The organism is Streptomyces sp. 6-11-2 (genome assembly GCF_006540305.1).
Taxonomy (GTDB): Bacteria; Actinomycetota; Actinomycetes; order Streptomycetales; family Streptomycetaceae; genus Streptomyces.
In genome coordinates, this window is record NZ_BJOR01000001.1 from 7,664,703 (window position 1) to 7,682,072 (window position 17,370).

Sequence of the window (17,370 nt, forward strand, 5' to 3'; positions counted from 1 at the left end):
ACCCCGCCTTCCCCTCGAACAGGAGACGATCCACCCCATGAACCCAGCCGCCCGCTTCACCAACCGCGTCGCCGTCGTCACCGGCGCCGCATCGGGCATCGGCGCGGCCACCGCAGCACGCCTCGCCGCGGAGGGCGCGGCCGTCGTCCTCGCCGACATCGACGCCGAACGCGGCGAGGAGACCGCCGAGCGGCTGCGCCAGGACGGCGCCCGCGCCCTGTTCGTCGCCGCCGACGTCGCGAGCGAGGACGACTGGCAGCGCGTGATCACCGCCGCCCACAGCTTCGGGCCCGTGGGCGTCCTGGTCGGCAACGCGTACACGGTGGCAGTCGCCCCGGCCCACGAGACCAGCCTCGCCTCCTGGGAACGGCAGCTCTCGGTCAACCTCACCGGCGCCTTCCTGGGCGTCAAGGCGACACTGCCGGACCTGCGCGAGCACCAGGGGGCCGTGGTACTCGTCTCCTCCGTCCACGCCCACCGGGGCATCCCCGGCCACCCGGCGTACGCGGCGAGCAAGGGCGCCCTGCTGTCGCTGTGCGGCCAGCTCGCCGTCGAGTACGGACCGTCCGTCCGCGTCAACGCGGTGCTGCCGGGACCGATCCTGACCGCCGCCTGGGACCGGGTCCCGCCGGCCGACCGCGAGCTCAGCGTCGCCGGGACCGCGGCGCGCCGCTTCGGCACTCCCGAGGAGGTCGCCGCCGCCGTCGCCTTCCTCGCCGCCGACGAAGCCTCCTACATCACCGGATCGAGCCTGCTCGTGGACGGCGGCTGGAGCGTCGCCAAGGACTCCGCCTGACGGAACCGACCGCTCCCGCCACCGACCGACCAGCAAGAAAGGCAAACACATGACGCCATACGCGCGCCGCGGAGTGCACGGCCAGACCGTGGAGACCCTCGCCCGCCGGGTGCTCAGCGGCGAGATCCCCGAGGGAGCGACGCTCGACATGGCGGCCCTGCAGAGCGAACTGGACGTCAGTCTGACGGCCCTGCGTGAATCGCTCAAGGTGCTCGCGGCCAAGGGGATGGTCGACGCCCGGCAGAAGCGCGGCACTTTCGTCCGGCCCCGCTCCGACTGGAACCTGCTCGACGCCGACGTGCTGCGTTGGCAGTTCTCCGAGCCGAGCGGCACCGGCGCCGACGCCGCACTGCTCCGTAACCTCGGCGAGGTCCGCCGCATCATCGAACCCGCCGCCGTGCGACTGGCCGCGGCCCGCCGCACCGACGCCGATCTCGAGGCAATGGAGGCGGCACTGACCGCCATGGGCAAGGAGGGAGGCGCGAACGACGCCGTCAAGGCCGACCTCACCTTCCACCGGGCGCTGCTCGCGGCCACCCACAACGAACTGCTGGAACGCATGGAGATGGTCATCGAGTCGGGCCTGGCCCATCGCGACCAGCTCGTGCACAGCGCCCCCCACAGCGAGGACCCGGTCCCCAGCCACCGAGCCGTCCTCGACGCCGTGCGCGACCGGGACCCGGACGCCGCGGAACACGCCATGCGCGCCCTGCTCGACCAGGCGACGCGCGACCTCGACAAGCTCAGCGGCCCGTCCGCGTCCGAGGGCGCGGAACACTCCGCCGAGCAGAAGGACGGCCAGGCACAGTGAAGATCGAGCGCGTCGAGACCTTCCTCGTCCCGCCCCGTTGGCTGTTCTGCCGCATCGAGACCGACGACGGTGTCGTCGGCTGGGGCGAGCCGGTGGTGGAGGGCCGGGCCGAGGTGGTCCGGTCAGCCGTCGAGGTGCTGGCGGAGTACCTGGTGGGCCAGGACCCGCTGCGCATCCAGGACCACTGGCAGGTGCTGACCAAGGGCGGCTTCTACCGGGGCGGCCCGGTCCTCTCCAGCGCCGTCGCCGGCATCGACCAGGCCCTGTGGGACATCGCGGGCCGCGCGCTCGGGGTGCCGGTGCACACCTTGCTCGGTGGCCCGGTCCGCGACACCGTCCGGGTGTACGCCTGGGTCGGCGGCGACGAACCCGAGCGGCTCAAGGAGGAGGTCACCGCCCAGGTGGAGGCCGGCTTCACCGCCGTCAAGATGAACGCCGCCGGGCGCACCCCGCCGATCGGCAGCCCCGCCGAGACGGCTGCCGTCGTCGAGCGTGTGGCGGCCGCCCGCGAAGTCCTGGGACCGCACCGCGACGTCGCCGTCGACTTCCACGGCCGCTTCAGCGCCGCCAACACGCGCCGTGTCCTCCACGAGATAGCCCCACTGCACCCGCTGTTCGTCGAGGAACCCGTTCTGCCCGACCAGGCACACCTGCTGCCCGGACTGGTCGGCGCCTCGTCCGTACCGCTGGCCACCGGCGAACGGCTGTACGGACGGGGGGACTTCCTCCCGGTGCTCACCGCGGGCGTCGCCGTGGCCCAGCCGGACCTGTCGCACGCCGGCGGGATATCGGAGGTCACCCGGATCGCCTCGCTCGCCGAGACCTTCGGTGCCCACCTGGCGCCGCACTGCCCGCTCGGCCCCATCGCGCTGGCCGCCAGCCTCCAGGTCGCCTTCGCCACACCCAACTTCCTCATCCAGGAACAGAGCCGGGGCATCCACTACAACAAGGACGCCGACCTGCTGTCCTACCTGGTCGACACCGAGCCCTTCCGCTTCGTCGACGGCCAGGCGCACCGCACCGCACTGGCGCTGCCCGGCCTCGGCATCGCCGTCGACGAGGACGCGGTTCGCGCCGCCGACCGATCCGGACACGCCTGGCGCAACCCCGTGTGGCGGCACGCCGACGGCTCCTTCGCCGAATGGTGACCGGCACCCGGCTCCCGGTCTCCGTGGTCGCCGATCCGGACCACGGCGGACGCTGGACCTCGCTGACCGCGGGCGGCCGCGAATGGCTGTGGCACCGCGACGAGCCCCGCCGCCCCCTGGTCCGGCCCGGCGACCCCTTTGCCGACGCCGGCGGACTGGAGGAGTGCGTACCCACCGTGCGCGGGCTGCCCGACCACGGGGATGCCTGGTCACGGCGCTGGCGCAGGCACGGGCAGGCGGACGTCGTGGAGTGCCCCGACTTCCGCCTGACCCGACGCCTCGGTACGGAGGCGGGAGCCGCCGTCGCCGACTACACGCTCACCGCAGAGCCCGGCTACCGCTTCGTGTGGGCCGCCCACGCCCTGCTGGACCTCTCCCCGGATGCGTGGATCGGCATCGACGCATCCGCGGAAACCCGGCTCTACCCGGACGAGGGCGCGGGCTGGATCACCGGGCATTGGCCGCGCGTCGACGGCATCCCGCTCGACCGGCTCGGCCCGGACGAGGGGACGGCCGTCGGAGCGGTTGTCCTCACCCCACGTGTTGCTGTGCACGACGGCCCCCACACGCTGTACCTGTCCGTCGAGGCCGCCGGACAGCCGGTCGCGGTCGCCCTGTGGCGCAACCTCGGCGGCTTCCCCCAGGACGCGCCGTACCGCTCGACCGGCGTCGAGCCGATGCTCGGCCGCGTCTTCGACCGCACGGGGGCGACCGACGGCGACACGGCCGTCGTCCCGCCCTCCGGCGAGGTCGCCTGGCGGCTCACCGTCACCGCGACCCGCCGCACCTGAACCCACACCACCAGAAGGGACGTCGGATGGACCTGCTCGCCGCGCTGCGCGCCCACCGGCTGCTCGCCATCGTCCGCGGCAGCGACCCGGACGCCGCGCTGACCGCCGTGCTCACCCTCGCCGAGGAGGGTGTCACCCTCATCGAGGTCTCCCTCAGCGGACGCGACGCGCTGGACGTCATCGCGCGGGCCCGCGCCGCACTCGGCCCGGACGCGACGCTCGGAGCCGGAACCGTCCTCAGCACCGAAGACGCACATGCCGCCCACAAGGCCGGGGCCGCCTTCCTCGTCACCCCGGCGGTCAGCGACGGCATCGCCACCGGGCGGGAACTCGGACTTCCGGTGCTCGCCGGGGTGATGACCCCCACCGACATCCTCCAGGCACTGCGGCTCGGCGCCGACGCCCTCAAGCTCTTCCCGGCCGGCAGCGCCGGCGGCCCCGGCTACCTGCGCGACCTGCGCGGCCCCTTCCCCGACCTGCCCTTCGTGCCTGTCGGGGGAGTCGACGCGGAGGCCGCCGCCGCTTACCTGAGGGGCGGCGCCACCGCCGTCGGCGTCGGATCGCCCCTGATCGGCGACGCCGCCGAGGGCGGCAACATCACAGCGCTACGCCAACGGGCCCGCATCTTCCTGGACGTCGTCCGCGCGGAGGCCCGCCCGTGACCGCGACCGTGCCCCCGGCGGTCCTCGGGACCGACCGCCTCGAACTCGGCGAGGGCATCCGCTGGACGGACGACCGCGCCGTGCTCACCGACATCCTCAGCGGCCGACTCCTCGCCGCCCCCCACGACCCTGCCGCGCCTCTGGCCCTGATCGCTCAACTGCCCTGCCCGCTGGGTGCGGTGGCACCGGTCGAGGGCCACCCCGGCCACTGGATCGCGGCCGCGGGCACCGGCATCTGCCGCATCGACCCCGCGGGCCGGGTCGCATGGATCGCGCGACCCGAGGACGACGCCCCGGCGCCGATGCGGATGAACGACGGCGTCGCCGACCCCCACGGCCGCTTCTGGGCCGGCAGCATGGCCTACGACACGACCGAGGACGCCGGCTCCCTCTACCGCCTGGACCGCGACGGCCGCGTCACCCGCGTCCTGCGGGACATCACCATCCCCAACGGTCCGGCCTTCAGCGCCGACGGCACCGTCATGTACCTCGCCGACAGCGCCCGGGGCGTCATCCTGCGCTGTCCGGTCGACCCCGCGAGCGGCGACCCGGGCACGCCCGAACCCTTCGTCACGCTCACCTCCGGCAGCCCCGACGGGATGACCACCGACATCGAGGGCGGGCTGTGGACCGCCGTCTGGGGCATCGGGCAGGTCCACCGCTACCATCCCGACGGCAGCCTCGACCGGATCGTCGACCTGCCCGCCGAACAGCCCGCCGGACTCTGCCTCGGCGGCCCCGACGGCCGCACGCTCCTCGTCACCAGCGCGCACATCGGCCTGCCCGCCCCGGGAGCGTTCGACGGCGCCGTCTTCGCTGTCCGGGTCGACGTGCCCGGCGCCCAGACCGCCCCGTACCGCCCGGCGATCCCCTCCGCCCCGGACCCGGCGGACCGCGCCGACACACTCTAGGAAGCCCACCATGAGCACCCACCGGCCACTGCGCCCCGGCCCCGTGGTCTGCGTCGGCGAGACCATGGCCGCCCTCGCCCCCGACCCCCTCGGACCGTTGGACGGCGCCGACCTGCTGCGCGTCGACATCGCGGGCGCCGAGTCGAACGTCGCCCTCTACCTCGCCGACCACGGCATCCCCGCCCGCTGGGTCTCCGCCGTCGGCGACGACCCCTTCGGCCGCCGCGTCCGCGCCCGGATCGCCGCGGGCGGCGTCGACGTCAGCGGCGTCCGCACCGACCCGGAGCGGCCCACCGGACTCCTGCTCAAGGACCCGGGCACGCACGGCACCCGCGTCCACTACCACCGCGCCGGATCCGCCGCCTCGGCCCTCACCCCCGACGTACTCGACGATCCGGCGGTGGAGGGCGCCGCGCTCGTCCACCTCAGCGGCATCACCCCCGCCCTGTCGCCCGATTGCCGCGCCCTCGTCGAACGCGCGCTGCGCCCCGACCGTCCGTGGCCCGTCAGCTTCGACGTCAACCACCGGGCCGCCCTATGGGCCGGCCGCTCGGCAGCCGACGTGCTGCGGCCGCTCGCGGACCGGGCCGACATAGTCCTCGTAGGCCTTGACGAGGCCCAGGCCCTGTGGGGGGACGGGATCACTGACGCCGTACGGGTCCGCGACCTCCTGCCCGGCCCGCGCGTCCTCGTCGTGAAGGACGGGGACCGCGCCGCCACGGCCTTCGTCGGCACCACCGCCCACAGCGTGCCCGCCCTGACCGTGCGCGTTGCCGAACCGGTCGGCGCCGGCGATGCCTTCGCCGCCGGATTCCTCAGCGGGCTCTTGCGGCAGCTGCCCGTGGACCGCGCCCTGCGGTTGGGCCATCTGACCGCGGCCTCGGCCCTGAGGATCGCCGCCGACCACGGCCCGTTGCCGGACCCCGCCCTCGTCGCGGCGCTCCTGGACGCCGACGAGGAGACCTGGCGGGCCGCCGTGATCGACTGATCCCTCGGGATGGGATCGTCCGGGGCGCCTCCTTCCGCAGAGCGACGTGTCGCTGGAGGTGATGGCCACCACCGGAACCTCCTACCTGGCCGACCTCACCGGGTTGGTCCCGATACGCGTCGCTTGCCCGCATAGCCGCCACCCGAAGGCGCGTTGCCGCCGGCGCACGCACCACACGGCAGGCACCCAGGCGTGGTGACAGCTCTTCACCCGAGTGGATCAAGGCCTGATAGCCTGCCGAGGTCTTGGCGATCGGGCCTCATCAGCATCGGTGCGCAACCCGGCTACCGCACGATCAGACACCGTGTCCCAGGCGGTGTCTCATCTCGCGAAGGAAATGTCCTCCCGATACCGTGGTGAGCCGGCAGCTGCGATCAGGCATGGTGCGTACCTGTCAGTTCGGTCCCGACAGTCATGGAGAGGGCGTTCGGCGTGTTGTTGGCGGGTCGGTACCAGCTCGAGGAGCTTCTCGGCCGAGGCGGAATGGGAGAGGTCTGGCGCGCACGCGACGAGGTCCTCGGGCGCCCGGTCGCGGTCAAGCTGCTCCTGGCAGGTGGCGTGGACCCGACGGCCGCGGCCCGCTTCCACCAGGAGGCGCAGACGACCGCTCGCCTGAGCCACCCCAACGTCGTCGCCGTATACGACTTCGGCCAGGCCGACGGCCGCCTCTACCTGGTCATGGAGATGGTCCAGGGGCACAGTCTTGCCGAGCAACTGGCCTCGGGGGGACCTCTCACGCCCCGCGAGGTGGCTGCCATCGGCAGCCAGACCGCCTCAGGCCTGGCCGCCGCGCACCGGCAGGGCATCATCCACCGCGACATCAAGCCTGCCAACCTTCTTCTGGTTCCGGACGGCACGGTCAAGGTGGTCGACTTCGGTATCGCCCGTCTCGCCGATGACACGGCGGCCGCGCTCACCAGCGCGGGCATGATCGTGGGAACGGTTTCCTGCCTCGCCCCCGAACGCGTCCTCGGAAAGGACGCCGGTCCTGCCTCCGACATGTACGCGCTCGGCTGCGTACTGTACGAGCTTCTCGTCGGGCACCCCCCGTTCCGTGCCGATACTCCGACGGCGCTGCTCTACCAGCATGTCCAGGAGTCGCCGTTGCCTCCGCACGGCGTGGGGGTGGAGCTTCCGGTGGAGCTCGAACAACTCGTCTTGTCGCTGCTCGCCAAGGAGCCGGAGAACCGGCCGGACGCCGAGGGGGTTGCCAACTGGCTGTCCGCCCCCGAGAGGTGGAGTGCGACCCCGTCGGCGGGGCTCACACCACCGCCTGCCCCGGGGCGGGTCGCCGCGATGGACCGCACAGCCGCGCTGCCGGCCCCCACGACACGACGATCTCGCAGCCGTAACCGCCGGCCACGCACGGTCGCGATTTCGGGGATCGCAGCGGTGGCCCTGGTGGCCCTGGGTTTCTTCCTGTTCCAGCCCGACCCCACGGATGTCGCCTCCGGTTCGCCCGTCCTCCCGTCCGCCACTGATGCTTCAGTGCCGCCTCCGCCGGAGCACGGGTCAGCCACCGCCCCCGCCGTGACCGTCGACGCGCTCGCCGCATTGTCGGACGATCCCGGGGTGCTGCTCAGCCAGCTGTCCCAGGCGCTGAGCGACGCCGCGAACCAGGGCCGCCTCGACCCGCACCTCGCCCACGATCTGGAGCGCAAGCTCTCCGAGGCCAGGGACAAGCTGGCCGAGGGCAGGGAGAAAGGGAAGGACAAGACCAAGGACGTACGCAAACGGGTCCGCGACGTCCGGCACAAACTCGCTGACGCCGAGAAGGATCACGAGTTCACCAGTACCGCGGAGCTCGACCGGCTCCTCACTCACCTCGCTTCCGTGGTGGAGGATGACTCCTAGCCAGGTCGGAAACTGATGGGCGAGGCGGTGGCGGCGTCAATCTCAAGCCACAGGCCGGCGGCGTGCGCCGCCGCGGCCACCACCATCGCGGCGACCGCGCCTCCTGCGGCGAAGGCGAGGCCCGGCAGCCACAGTGGGCGCGGACCGGTGGCGCGGGTCGTGCGACAGCCCCGGATGTGACCGTCAGGGCTTCACGGCCCGGAAGAACCGCGGCCGGGGACCGGCTGGCACCCAATCGCGGGGCGGGCCGAGGTCTCGGCCCGCCCCGCGAGGTCAGTCGCCGGTCGGAGTGCCCGTCACCTTCAGGTGGCGGACGCGACCCACGTTGTCGAAGGATCCGAAGCCCACCCGGCCCGAGGCGAAGACCGGGTCGGTGGCCGTGATCAGCGGATTGGGGCTGCCGTCCAGGTAGACGGCGGTCTCACCGGTGCCGGCGCAATGGGTGAGGCGGACCTTGTGCCACCCCTCGTCCTTGATCGCCGGAGGCGCGCCGAAGGATCCGTTCCACTGGTCGTCGATGCGCAGCCGGTCGGCGTCGTCCACCGTGAACAAACCGTTGTGCGGGTAGATGGTGTTGTCGCTCGACAGGTGCGCGTACTGGAATCGCGTGTCCGACTGATAGTCCCAGATGAGAATGACGTCACGGTTGGTGATCTCGACGGGGGTGTCGATCCGGACCTCCGCCTCGACGGTGACGGAGGAGTAGCGCGGGCCCGCGGTCAGGACGGCGTACTCGAAGGGGCGCCGCGGTCCCGGGCGGGCGACGCCCGGCTCGGTCATGATCGTCTCGCGTTCGGTGTACGCCCACTTGGCCGGGGTGACCGGCGCCCAGTTGCCGGGGCCGGTGGTGTGCGTGGTGGGGGTGTTGCCGATCTTGCAGTCGGCGAAGGTGCGGGTCCCGGTCACCTTCCAGACCTTGCCGTTGGCCTTCGAGACGATGTACAGGCCGCCGCCGTGGTCGGAGCCGAAGCGCAGGTCGACACGTTGGTCACCGGCGAGGTCGCGCATGGTGACCGTCTTCCCGGACGACTTGTCGAAGAGCATCAGCTGCTCGAGCGGCGCGAGGCCGGCGCCGCGGCGCATGTCGCGGGTGTCCGCAGCCAGGATCCGGCCGTCCACGAGGTCGCCGAAGATGTACTTCCCGCGCAGCGCCGGCGCGTCCTTGCCGCGGTAGACGAAGCCTCCGGCGATGGCGCGGCCCACGTCGGACCGGCAGTCCCAGCCGGGTTCCGGGTCGTGGTCGTAGGCGGCGACCGGGTAGGTGTAGCCGTACTGGGCGTCGTCGGCGGGAAGGGGGAGGATGCGGGCGCACGGGTCGGTGGTCTTCTTGTCGAATGCGAAGGGGCCCTCGCGCTCGCTCCAGCCGAAGTTGTCCCCGGCCTTGACCTCGTACACCGACTCGATGGCGTGCTCGCCTATGTGGCCGAGATACATACGGTGGCTGCCGCCCGCGTCCCAGCTGAAGCGGTGCGGGTCCCGCATGCCTAGGGCGTAGATCTCCCCAAGGGCACCGGGCTCACCGACGAACGGGTTGGACGCGGGGATGCCGTACCGGCCGTTGGCGCTGTCGCGGCCCGCGGGATCGATCCGCAGAAGTTTGCCGTGCGGGAGCGTCAGGTTCTGCGGCTCGCTGTTGCCGACGCCCTGCCCTCCGTCGCCCACCGCGAGGTAGAGGAGGCCGTAGTCGTCGTCGTGGGGCTTGGCCGTCGAGTTGAAGTCGATCTGCTGAATGCCGTGGACCTGGCCGGTGAAAGCGATACGCAGCACCTCGCGATGGGTGCCGTGGAAGACGGCCGCGGCGGGATCGTCGGCGGTCCACTCGGTGATGACGCCGTGATAGGTGAGTGTGCCGGCCTGCCGGTAGTCGGGGGTCTCGGTGGTCTGCGACGCGAGCTCGGTGTGGATGGTGTAGAAGCGCCCGTTCGTGCCGAACTCCGGGTGGAACGCGGCGTACCCGAAGCCCTGACCGAGGCCGCGGCCCGAGAAGAAGTGCGGGAATGCGGCCTTGACGTCCAGGTAGGGGTGCGGGGTGCCACCGGAGGTGCTGGTCGCGGCGCCGGGGTCGGTGAGGTACAGGGTGCCGTTGAGGTCGGGAGTCGCCATCCGGCCGGAGCCGTCGGGGAGTTCATTGATGGTGTTGATCCGGGCGTGGCGCATCAGGCGCGGATCCGTTGGTGCCGGAACGGGTTCCGACTTGGGGAACTGCGCGAACTCCTCCAGGACGAGGCCCGTCGTGGACTGCACGGGCTTCTGCGGAATGGGGTCGGTCAGGGCGGCTGTCGCCGCGGCGGGCTCGTCGGCATGGGCAGGGGCGGCGAGACCGCCGAGGGCGAGGGCTGCGCTGACGGCCACGGCCGCCCAGGTCCTTCGATATGTACGTCGTGACGCCATGCGGGTCCTTTCGGGCTGGCGCGAGAAGCAGGGAAGAACGATCCAGGACGGGAACGGTCAGCGGCTCCGTGTCATGCGCTGGTACTCCGCCGCCACCGCTCCGGCCGGCACCGGGCGGTCCAGGAACAGGAGGTCGTCCATGCGGCAGTCGCAGGCGTTGTTCTCCTGGGTGTTCTGGGGGAAGCTGCCGCCGATCTTGATGCCGTGGGGATCTGTGGGCGAGGCGCGGTGCGGCGCCGGCGTGGTGGCGAGTTCCCAGGGGTCGCCCGGCGTGACGTAGAAGCCCTCCAGGGGCTTGCCGTCGCGGTAGAGCGCGAGGGTGCCGTCGCGGAAGTCGAATGTCGCGGCCAGGTGGACCCATTCACCGCGGGGCAGCAGTTCCTCCCAGGGGGCCTCGGCGGCGAAAGTCTGGGAGGCGCCGCCGTCCAGGCGTCTCCCCAGCGCGACCAGCTTCAACTCGCCGTTCACCTGGATGAGTTCGAGCAGCGCACGCACCGCGTGACCGTCAGAGGTTCCGGACAGTACGCCGGCCAGTCCGACCGCGTTGTAACGGTCGCTCGGGTTGGGCGTGTTGGAGTTGAGGGCGGGGTTGTCGCCCGTCATCTTGAACCAGCCCATGACGGTGGCACCGCGGGCACTGCGGAAGGCCCCGAGGGACGACATGCCCTCGGCGTCCCAGGCCCCGGCCTTCCAGTCGTCGTTGCCCGCGGTGGCCGGGTTCTGCTGGCGCACCTGCAGGGCGGGCGAAGCACCCGGGTACGCTTCGTCGGCCACGCGCATCGCGGAGCCGCCGTTGATCAGGCTGAGCGTGGTGCCGGAGCGTCCGATGTCCAGCTCGCGACCGGGGTCGGCGGGGTCCGGGTGTCCGAAGTCGTACGCCGCCACAGCCTGGGCGCGCAGCGGAGTGTGGACGGTTGAGGGGCGGGCCGCCTGGGCCGGAAACGTGGCGGCGGCGAGCGAGGCGGTCGCGGCGAGCGCGGCGACGGCGAGTGAGTAGCGTCTGGTGCGGGGCGGTGTCATACAGCCTCCCAGCGGCACTGAAGGGGCGTTCGGCCGGGTTCTCCCGACCGGCAGAAAGCGCTTTCGTCCGCGTGCTGGGACCATGTAACCCTTTTGCCGCGCCCAGGACAATGGGCGTGTACTCGCCAATTTTTGAGCGCCCTTCGGCGGCGGCGCGGACCTCGTTGCGGACAAAGGTGCTCGGAGCCGGCCATGCGGGGCGGCAGTTGGCCTTGCATTCCAAGGGCAGTGAGCCAAACGCCCCGTCGCTGCAGGGGCGGCCCGTGACGGGGATGCACACCATCCGTGGCGTACGAGTCCGGGTGCATGAAGGCGGTGTGGTCCGGGATGATCCAGTTCGGGTTGGTCACCGTGCCGGCAGCCCGCCGGCGAGGAAGCTGCCTCGCACCCCGGCGAGCGGCTGGACCAGTGCCGCGAATGCGGCGCCGGGACCGTTCGTGAAAGCGCCGGCCGCGCACCGTGCCCGGTCCGGTGTGTGGTCTGTCCGGTCCGCGCAGTGAGCGCATCGAAGTCACGTCCCACGTAACCTCTTCCTGTGCCAGCTTCCCGCCTGCGTCGTGTCGCCGTCCTCGTGCTCGAGGGCGCGAAGCCGCTCGATGTCGGAATTCCCGCGCAGGTTTTCACGACCCGCGCGAGCATGCCGTACGAGGTGCGGGTGTGCGGGGCGACACCCGGTCTCGTGACCGGCGGCGATGGCCTCGCGTACTACGTCGCCCACGGCCTCGACGCCCTTGCGTGGGCCGACATCGTCTTCGTCCCCGGCTACCGGTTTCCGGACCGCGACGACCCGCCGCAGGCCGTCGTCGACGCACTGATCGCCGCCCACGCTCGGGGCGCGCGGCTCGCGGCCATCTCGACGGGCGCCTTCGCGCTCGCCGCCACGGGCCTGCTCGACGGCAGGCGCGCCACGACGCACTGGCACTACACGCGGGCACTCGTGGCCAGGCATCCGCTCGTCCAGGTCGACGAAGACGTGCTGTTCGTCGATGAGGGCAGTGTGCTCACCTCGGCCGGCGCCGCCTCCGGCATCGACCTGTGCCTGCACATCCTGCGCGGCGACCTCGGGGTGGCCGCGTCCAACCACGCGGCCCGCCGCCTGGTCGCGGCCCCCTACCGCAGCGGCGGCCAGGCCCAGTACGTGCCGCGCAGCGTCCCCGAGCCGCTCGGCGAGCGCTTCGGCGCCACCCGTGAGTGGGCACTGCACCGGCTCGGCGAGCCCCTCACCCTCGACATACTGGCGCGGCAGGCCGGGGTCTCGCCACGCACGTTCTCCCGGCGCTTCGTCGAGGAGACCGGCTACACGCCGATGCAGTGGGTGATGCGTGCCCGCATCGACCTGGCCCGCGAACTGCTCGAGCGCTCGCAGCGCAGCGTCGAGCAGATCGCCGCCGACGTCGGGCTCGGCACCGGCGCGAACCTGCGCCTGCACTTCCAGCGCATCCTCGGCACCACACCGAGCGAGTACCGGCGCACCTTCACCCGGGGCGAGTAACCCGCCCGACACCGTGGCGGGATCCTTTTGAACCGTGGCGATCCCGCCACTGTCGGCGGCGCGAGCCGCGGGCGAGCCTGGTGGCGAAGGAAAGGGACATCACTCATGACTCGCATCGCCATCAACGGATTCGGCCGCATCGGACGCAATGTGCTGCGCGCACTGCTCGAACGCGACAGCGCCCTCGAGATCGTCGCCGTCAACGACCTCACCGAGCCCGCCACTCTCGCCCGGCTGCTCGCCTACGACAGCACGGCCGGCCGTCTCGGGCGTCCGGTGACCGTCGACGGGGACACCCTCGTCGTCGACGGCCGTCGGATCACGGTGCTGGCCGAGCGCGAGCCCGAGCAGCTGCCGTGGGCCGAACTCGGCGTCGACGTGGTCCTGGAAGCCACCGGCCGCTTCACCTCGGCCAAGGCCGCCCGCGCCCACCTCGACGCGGGCGCGAAGAAGGTGCTCGTCAGCGCGCCGTCGGACGGCGCCGACGTTACGCTCGCGTTCGGGGTCAACACCGACGCCTACGACCCGGCCGTGCACACGATCGTCTCGAACGCCTCCTGCACCACCAACGCGCTCGCGCCGCTGGCCGCGGTCCTCGACGAACTCGCCGGTATCGAGCACGGGTTCATGACGACGGTGCACGCCTACACGCAGGAGCAGAACCTGCAGGACGGTCCGCACCGCGACGCCCGTCGCGCCCGGGCCGCCGGCGTCAACATCGTGCCGACCACGACCGGTGCCGCCAAGGCGATCGGCCTGGTGCTGCCGAACCTCGACGGCAAGCTGTCGGGCGACTCGATCCGCGTACCGGTGCCGGTGGGCTCGATCGTCGAACTCAACACGACCGTCGCCCGCGACGTGACGCGCGAGGACGTGCTGGCGGCGTACCGCACCGCGGCGGAGGGACCGCTCGCCGGCATCCTCGAGTACTCGGACGACCCGCTCGTGTCGTCCGACATCACGGGAAACCCCGCCTCTTCCATCTTCGACTCGGCCCTCACCCGCGTCGACGGCCGCCACGTCAAGGTGGTCGCCTGGTACGACAACGAGTGGGGCTTCTCGAACCGCGTGATCGACACCCTCGAGTTCCTCGCCACCCGCTGACTGGACGCCAGGGTGGGCCCCGCCTCCGCTGACCGGATGCCGGGGTGGGCCCCTCCTCCGTCGACCGCGCCGGTCAGCACATCATTCGGGCGCTCCAGTTGACCAGTCGGGCGGCCAGAGCGCTCAGTCACAGAAGCGGGTCCGATCTTCGTCGCCAGCGTGCGCCGCTGTCATGAACCGGCTGGGATGACGAGGTGTCAGCGCTGGGAGCCCGGATCCCAGCGCAGCGCGGCCCGGCGCCGGTAGCGTCGGGCGAAGCCGTGCAGCAGGATGAACCGCGGCATCGCAGGCACCTGGCGGACGACGACCTGGTAGCGGGCGCTGTCGAGGCCGTCGAGCAGCCAGTGCCCCTCGTCGCCCAGCTCGGTGAACGACCTCTGCTTGATGTGGAATTCCTGCTCCCAGGCTCGCCACTCGCCCACCGTCAGCGCGGACGCGGCGACCGGCATCGTCTCCTGTTCCTCCCGTTGCAGATGGGGGAGGAGCGCATCCTCCAGCGCGGTCAGTGACGCCAGCAGGTCGACTCTGGTCTCATCGGATCCGCCCCCGGCATACCTCTGGGCCGCAGAGACGACAGCGGTCATGGCGTCCGAGATGCCTGCGTGGTCCTGTTCCATGGTGTCGAGCAACTCCGCGGCATCTGGGGCCTTCTCCCGCAGCAGCGGCCACAGGCCGCGGTCCTCGCCGCTGTGGTGGTCGTGCAGGAAGCCCATCATCCACCGGAGGTGGTCGGCGAGCGCGACCCGCCGGATGCCGTCCGGATACGGCTGCTCGGTGAGTGCGGCGCGGGTACGTCCCAGGTCCCTGCGGAGTGCGTCGTGAATGATTCCCATCATGCGTGTGTCGGCCCGCTCGTCGGCCTGGCGCTTCGCCATCTTCCCCCCTGCGGTGTGGCCCCCCGGACTGCCGCGCGGTCATCGGCGCTCGGCAGGGAGGCGAGCGTACAGCGATTCCGCGGGCACTTCCATCGTTCTGCGTGAACAAAGAATGGCCGCGTCGTCGTCGGTCCGGGCGTCCAACTACGCAGGGGCATCAATGCGGAAATCGCGAGTGTGCTGGCGGCCCCGGAGGGCGAGGGCAACGCCACCAGCTTGCTGCCCTGGGCGCGTGCGATCTTCGCCCGGTCATGCTGGGATCAATCGCTATGGATGATCATTCCCTCAATGAAGCCGACTTGATGGACAGGATGGAACGGAATCTGGCGGAACATGCTTGTCACCTGCATCGGAGCATGACTGGTGCGGCCGTCACAGAGGCTGGTGACCTCCTGGTCGCCGACAGTGGCCTGGACGACGACACTTTCAACATCGTTGCCGCGGCCCGCTTCACCGCTGTCACCGCCCCGGCACGTATCACCGAGACCGCTCGGACGCTGGCTCGCACGGGCCGCCGTTTCTCCTGGTGGGTGGGGCCTGCCTCGACACCACTGGACCTCACCGCCCGCCTGACGGCGGCCGGCCTGTCGGCGTCCGAACGCGAGACGGCCATGTGGGCCGAGCTGGACGACACCCTGCCACTGTCCGCCGCCCAAGGACTGGACATCCAGACGGTGGCCACGCCCGAACAGCTTGTCGACTACGCCACGGTTCTCGCCGCGAACTGGGACCCGCCTGCTGACACCGTCCGCCGCTTCTTCGCCCAGGCCGCCCCGCAGGCCCTGGCCGCGTACTGCCCGGCCCGGTACCTGGTCGGCTACGTGGAGAGCCGTCCGGTCTGTTCGGCTGAGGTGTTTCATCACGCGGGGATTGCCGGTATCTACAACATCTCCACCCTGGCCGCCCACCGCCGACGTGGCTACGGCGGTGCTATCACGCTCGCGGCACTCCGCACGGCCCGCGACCGAGATCACCGCATCGCGGTCCTGCAGGCGTCAGTCGACGGCGAGCCTGTCTACCGCCGCCTGGGGTTCCGCTCCTGTGGCCAGTTCACCGAACACACCATCAACCCCTGAACCACCTGAACTCCACTGGCCCCCCGCCCCGCCTTTCCTGACGGTGCTGGTCACAGCAACTCGTTGATGGCCGCTACGAGGACAGTGGCCTCCTAGCGGACCGCGAGCTTGTCGCAGGTAGGCGCGGTTCTCTCGGGACACATATGCTGTGTCGGCGCGGACCCGGTCCGGCCGGGTCCGCGGACGCCCCGAACCCAGGCGGGCGACATGGACCTTCTCCAAAACGGGCTCGAACTGACGGGAGTCGCCGTGCTGTCCGGTGGTGATCACGATGGACATGGGTCTTTGCCCCTGCTCGACGGCCAAGTGCAGCTTGGTCGTCAGGCCGCCGCGCGAGCGGCCGAGGCCGTGGTCGTCGGGCTCAATGGTGATACCGCCGGGAGACTCCTTCTGAAGGCCCCTTTTTCCTCGCTCCGGCGGCGTGCTGATGGGCCCGGCACACGGTGGCATCGCTGTTGAGGTCCCAGGTGATGAGCTCCTTGGCGTCGGCCTGTGGGCCTGCAACTCGGCGAAGATCCGCTGCCAGGTGCCGTCCCGCAGCCAGCGGCGGAACAGGTCGTACACCCGGGCCCAGGGCCCGTACCGCTCCGGCACATCCCGCCACGGGACGCCGGTGCGGGTACGAAACCGTATGCCATCGATCAGCTGTCGCCTGGTCCATATCGGCGGACGACCCGGCTTCCTGCCCTTGGGTAACACCGACTCCAAGCGGGCCCACTGCGTACCCGTCAGATCTCCACGCGCCACAGAACCAGATCATCTCACCTCAAGATCCACTCCGATACACGCTCTAATACTCCAGTGTGACCTCGTGGTGGGCATTGAGCCGCTCTTCAGAGGTGGAGCGTGAGGTCAGATAACCGCCAGTCAGTACATCACCGGAGCCACGATCGCCGTCGACGGAGGATTCACCGCCTGAACGTCGAGCGAGCACTGCTGACCCGGCTGTGATCGAGCGCGGCCACCGCGTGACCATCAGGGCCCACACCTCGCCCAAGGCAACCAGCCACCCGGACCCTTGATCCCGGCGGACTCGACGCTCATCTTCGTCGTGGACCTTCCCGGTGCCTGACGGAGTATCACCCGTGCCCTGCTCCGCCCATGGGAGTGAGGCCGGCAGTGCCGTGTCCGCCCGAATCGGTGACCGGGTGCGACGCCGTTTCCTGGCTCGCCGCGAGAGGGGCTGAAAGGGCGGCGTACGGCCGCGCCTGCTTGGTCGAGGAGCTCAACGGCATCATCGAAGTCGGCCCCGCACACGCACTCGTGCTCGGCGACGACCCCGCAGCCACCACGTTCCTCCCCGAGCGCAGCCTCCTTGCCCGTCGGATCGCAGGCGACCACGACGTCGATTACTGCGGAGCCGTGGCTGAGTTGCTTCCACTGGTCGTCTGGGACTCTCGCGTCGAGTGGACCATCCAGGGGGCAACCGTCTGACCGAGAGCAACGTGCCC

16 protein-coding genes are annotated in these 17,370 nt (G+C 71.3%); 12 read left to right on the forward strand and 4 right to left on the reverse strand.

The window, feature by feature from the left end; all coding sequences use genetic code 11:
• Nucleotides 1-37: 37 nt before the first annotated feature.
• The 8 genes from TNCT6_RS34400 (at nucleotide 38) to TNCT6_RS34435 (ending at nucleotide 7,961) form a co-directional block, all read left to right on the forward strand.
• Nucleotides 38-796, forward strand: coding sequence for an SDR family NAD(P)-dependent oxidoreductase (locus TNCT6_RS34400; RefSeq protein ID WP_141365396.1), 759 nt, complete (start codon nucleotides 38-40; stop codon nucleotides 794-796).
• A gap of 49 nt (nucleotides 797-845) precedes the next feature.
• On the forward strand, nucleotides 846-1,607 hold the full coding sequence (locus TNCT6_RS34405) for a FadR/GntR family transcriptional regulator (protein ID WP_141365398.1): 762 nt from the start codon (nucleotides 846-848) through the stop codon (nucleotides 1,605-1,607).
• Nucleotides 1,604-2,755 (forward strand): galactonate dehydratase, encoded by a 1,152-nt coding sequence (gene dgoD / locus TNCT6_RS34410; protein WP_141365400.1) that lies wholly within the window; start codon nucleotides 1,604-1,606, stop codon nucleotides 2,753-2,755. Before TNCT6_RS34405 ends, dgoD begins: the two co-directional genes overlap by 4 nt.
• Entirely contained in the window at nucleotides 2,749-3,546 is a 798-nt protein-coding gene (locus TNCT6_RS34415) for a hypothetical protein (protein ID WP_141365402.1), read from the forward strand. Before dgoD ends, TNCT6_RS34415 begins: the two co-directional genes overlap by 7 nt.
• Nucleotides 3,547-3,572: 26 nt before the next feature.
• A complete protein-coding gene (locus TNCT6_RS34420; protein ID WP_141365404.1) occupies nucleotides 3,573-4,208 on the forward strand; it encodes a bifunctional 4-hydroxy-2-oxoglutarate aldolase/2-dehydro-3-deoxy-phosphogluconate aldolase in 636 nt (211 codons plus the stop codon).
• The gene (locus tag TNCT6_RS34425) at nucleotides 4,205-5,119 is read left to right on the forward strand and encodes an SMP-30/gluconolactonase/LRE family protein (RefSeq protein ID WP_141365406.1); all 915 of its coding nucleotides are present in this window, start codon (nucleotides 4,205-4,207) and stop codon (nucleotides 5,117-5,119) included. The genes TNCT6_RS34420 and TNCT6_RS34425 overlap by 4 nt, the downstream gene beginning before the upstream one ends.
• Before the next feature lie 10 nt (nucleotides 5,120-5,129).
• Nucleotides 5,130-6,107 (forward strand): sugar kinase, encoded by a 978-nt coding sequence (locus TNCT6_RS34430; protein ID WP_141365408.1) that lies wholly within the window; start codon nucleotides 5,130-5,132, stop codon nucleotides 6,105-6,107.
• A gap of 483 nt (nucleotides 6,108-6,590) precedes the next feature.
• Nucleotides 6,591-7,961: a serine/threonine-protein kinase gene (locus TNCT6_RS34435; protein WP_253266332.1), complete on the forward strand. Its 1,371-nt coding sequence runs from the start codon at nucleotides 6,591-6,593 to the stop codon at nucleotides 7,959-7,961.
• 273 nt (nucleotides 7,962-8,234) lie between these two features.
• Here TNCT6_RS34435 and TNCT6_RS34440 read toward each other — a convergent pair whose 3' ends face one another.
• The gene (locus TNCT6_RS34440; RefSeq protein WP_253266333.1) at nucleotides 8,235-10,313 is read right to left on the reverse strand and encodes a sorbosone dehydrogenase family protein; all 2,079 of its coding nucleotides are present in this window, start codon (nucleotides 10,311-10,313) and stop codon (nucleotides 8,235-8,237) included.
• 96 nt (nucleotides 10,314-10,409) lie between these two features.
• Nucleotides 10,410-11,372 (reverse strand): LamG domain-containing protein, encoded by a 963-nt coding sequence (locus TNCT6_RS34445; protein ID WP_141365414.1) that lies wholly within the window; start codon nucleotides 11,370-11,372, stop codon nucleotides 10,410-10,412.
• A 535-nt stretch (nucleotides 11,373-11,907) separates the two neighbouring features.
• Here TNCT6_RS34445 and TNCT6_RS34450 point away from each other — a divergent pair.
• The gene (locus TNCT6_RS34450) at nucleotides 11,908-12,864 is read left to right on the forward strand and encodes a GlxA family transcriptional regulator (protein WP_141365416.1); all 957 of its coding nucleotides are present in this window, start codon (nucleotides 11,908-11,910) and stop codon (nucleotides 12,862-12,864) included.
• Nucleotides 12,865-12,969: 105 nt separating this feature from the next.
• Nucleotides 12,970-13,968, forward strand: a complete 999-nt coding sequence (gene gap, locus TNCT6_RS34455) for a type I glyceraldehyde-3-phosphate dehydrogenase (RefSeq protein ID WP_141365418.1) — start codon at nucleotides 12,970-12,972, stop codon at nucleotides 13,966-13,968.
• 197 nt (nucleotides 13,969-14,165) lie between these two features.
• Here gap and TNCT6_RS34460 read toward each other — a convergent pair whose 3' ends face one another.
• On the reverse strand, nucleotides 14,166-14,843 hold the full coding sequence (locus TNCT6_RS34460) for a hemerythrin domain-containing protein (protein WP_253266334.1): 678 nt from the start codon (nucleotides 14,841-14,843) through the stop codon (nucleotides 14,166-14,168).
• 311 nt (nucleotides 14,844-15,154) lie between these two features.
• On the opposite strand from TNCT6_RS34460, the gene TNCT6_RS34465 reads away from it, so the two are divergent.
• Nucleotides 15,155-15,919: a GNAT family N-acetyltransferase gene (locus TNCT6_RS34465; RefSeq protein ID WP_141367091.1), complete on the forward strand. Its 765-nt coding sequence runs from the start codon at nucleotides 15,155-15,157 to the stop codon at nucleotides 15,917-15,919.
• Here the strand turns inward: TNCT6_RS34465 and TNCT6_RS34470 are convergent.
• The gene (locus TNCT6_RS34470; RefSeq protein WP_373996223.1) at nucleotides 15,839-16,666 is read right to left on the reverse strand and encodes an IS5 family transposase; all 828 of its coding nucleotides are present in this window, start codon (nucleotides 16,664-16,666) and stop codon (nucleotides 15,839-15,841) included. The two genes, TNCT6_RS34465 and TNCT6_RS34470, sit on opposite strands and share 81 nt — an antisense overlap.
• Nucleotides 16,667-17,020: 354 nt before the next feature.
• Between TNCT6_RS34470 and TNCT6_RS34480 the strand changes: the two genes are divergently transcribed.
• Complete coding sequence (locus TNCT6_RS34480; protein WP_141365421.1) at nucleotides 17,021-17,353, forward strand: Imm21 family immunity protein; 333 nt, start codon at nucleotides 17,021-17,023, stop codon at nucleotides 17,351-17,353.
• The last annotated feature ends 17 nt before the right edge of the window (nucleotides 17,354-17,370 follow it).

Excerpts from the sequence above, each read along its gene's own strand:
- TNCT6_RS34445 (WP_141365414.1), bottom strand. The coding sequence starts at position 11,372 with ATGACACCGCCCCGCACCAGACGCTACTCACTCGCCGTCGCCGCGCTC.
- TNCT6_RS34420 (WP_141365404.1), top strand. The coding sequence starts at position 3,573 with ATGGACCTGCTCGCCGCGCTGCGCGCCCACCGGCTGCTCGCCATCGTC.
- TNCT6_RS34415 (WP_141365402.1), top strand. The coding sequence starts at position 2,749 with ATGGTGACCGGCACCCGGCTCCCGGTCTCCGTGGTCGCCGATCCGGAC.
- TNCT6_RS34430 (WP_141365408.1), top strand. The coding sequence starts at position 5,130 with ATGAGCACCCACCGGCCACTGCGCCCCGGCCCCGTGGTCTGCGTCGGC.
- TNCT6_RS34400 (WP_141365396.1), top strand. The coding sequence starts at position 38 with ATGAACCCAGCCGCCCGCTTCACCAACCGCGTCGCCGTCGTCACCGGC.
- TNCT6_RS34405 (WP_141365398.1), top strand. The coding sequence starts at position 846 with ATGACGCCATACGCGCGCCGCGGAGTGCACGGCCAGACCGTGGAGACC.
- TNCT6_RS34480 (WP_141365421.1), top strand. The coding sequence starts at position 17,021 with ATGGGAGTGAGGCCGGCAGTGCCGTGTCCGCCCGAATCGGTGACCGGG.
- TNCT6_RS34465 (WP_141367091.1), top strand. The coding sequence starts at position 15,155 with ATGGAACGGAATCTGGCGGAACATGCTTGTCACCTGCATCGGAGCATG.
- TNCT6_RS34435 (WP_253266332.1), top strand. The coding sequence starts at position 6,591 with ATGGGAGAGGTCTGGCGCGCACGCGACGAGGTCCTCGGGCGCCCGGTC.
- gap (WP_141365418.1), top strand. The coding sequence starts at position 12,970 with ATGACTCGCATCGCCATCAACGGATTCGGCCGCATCGGACGCAATGTG.
- TNCT6_RS34460 (WP_253266334.1), bottom strand. The coding sequence starts at position 14,843 with ATGGCGAAGCGCCAGGCCGACGAGCGGGCCGACACACGCATGATGGGA.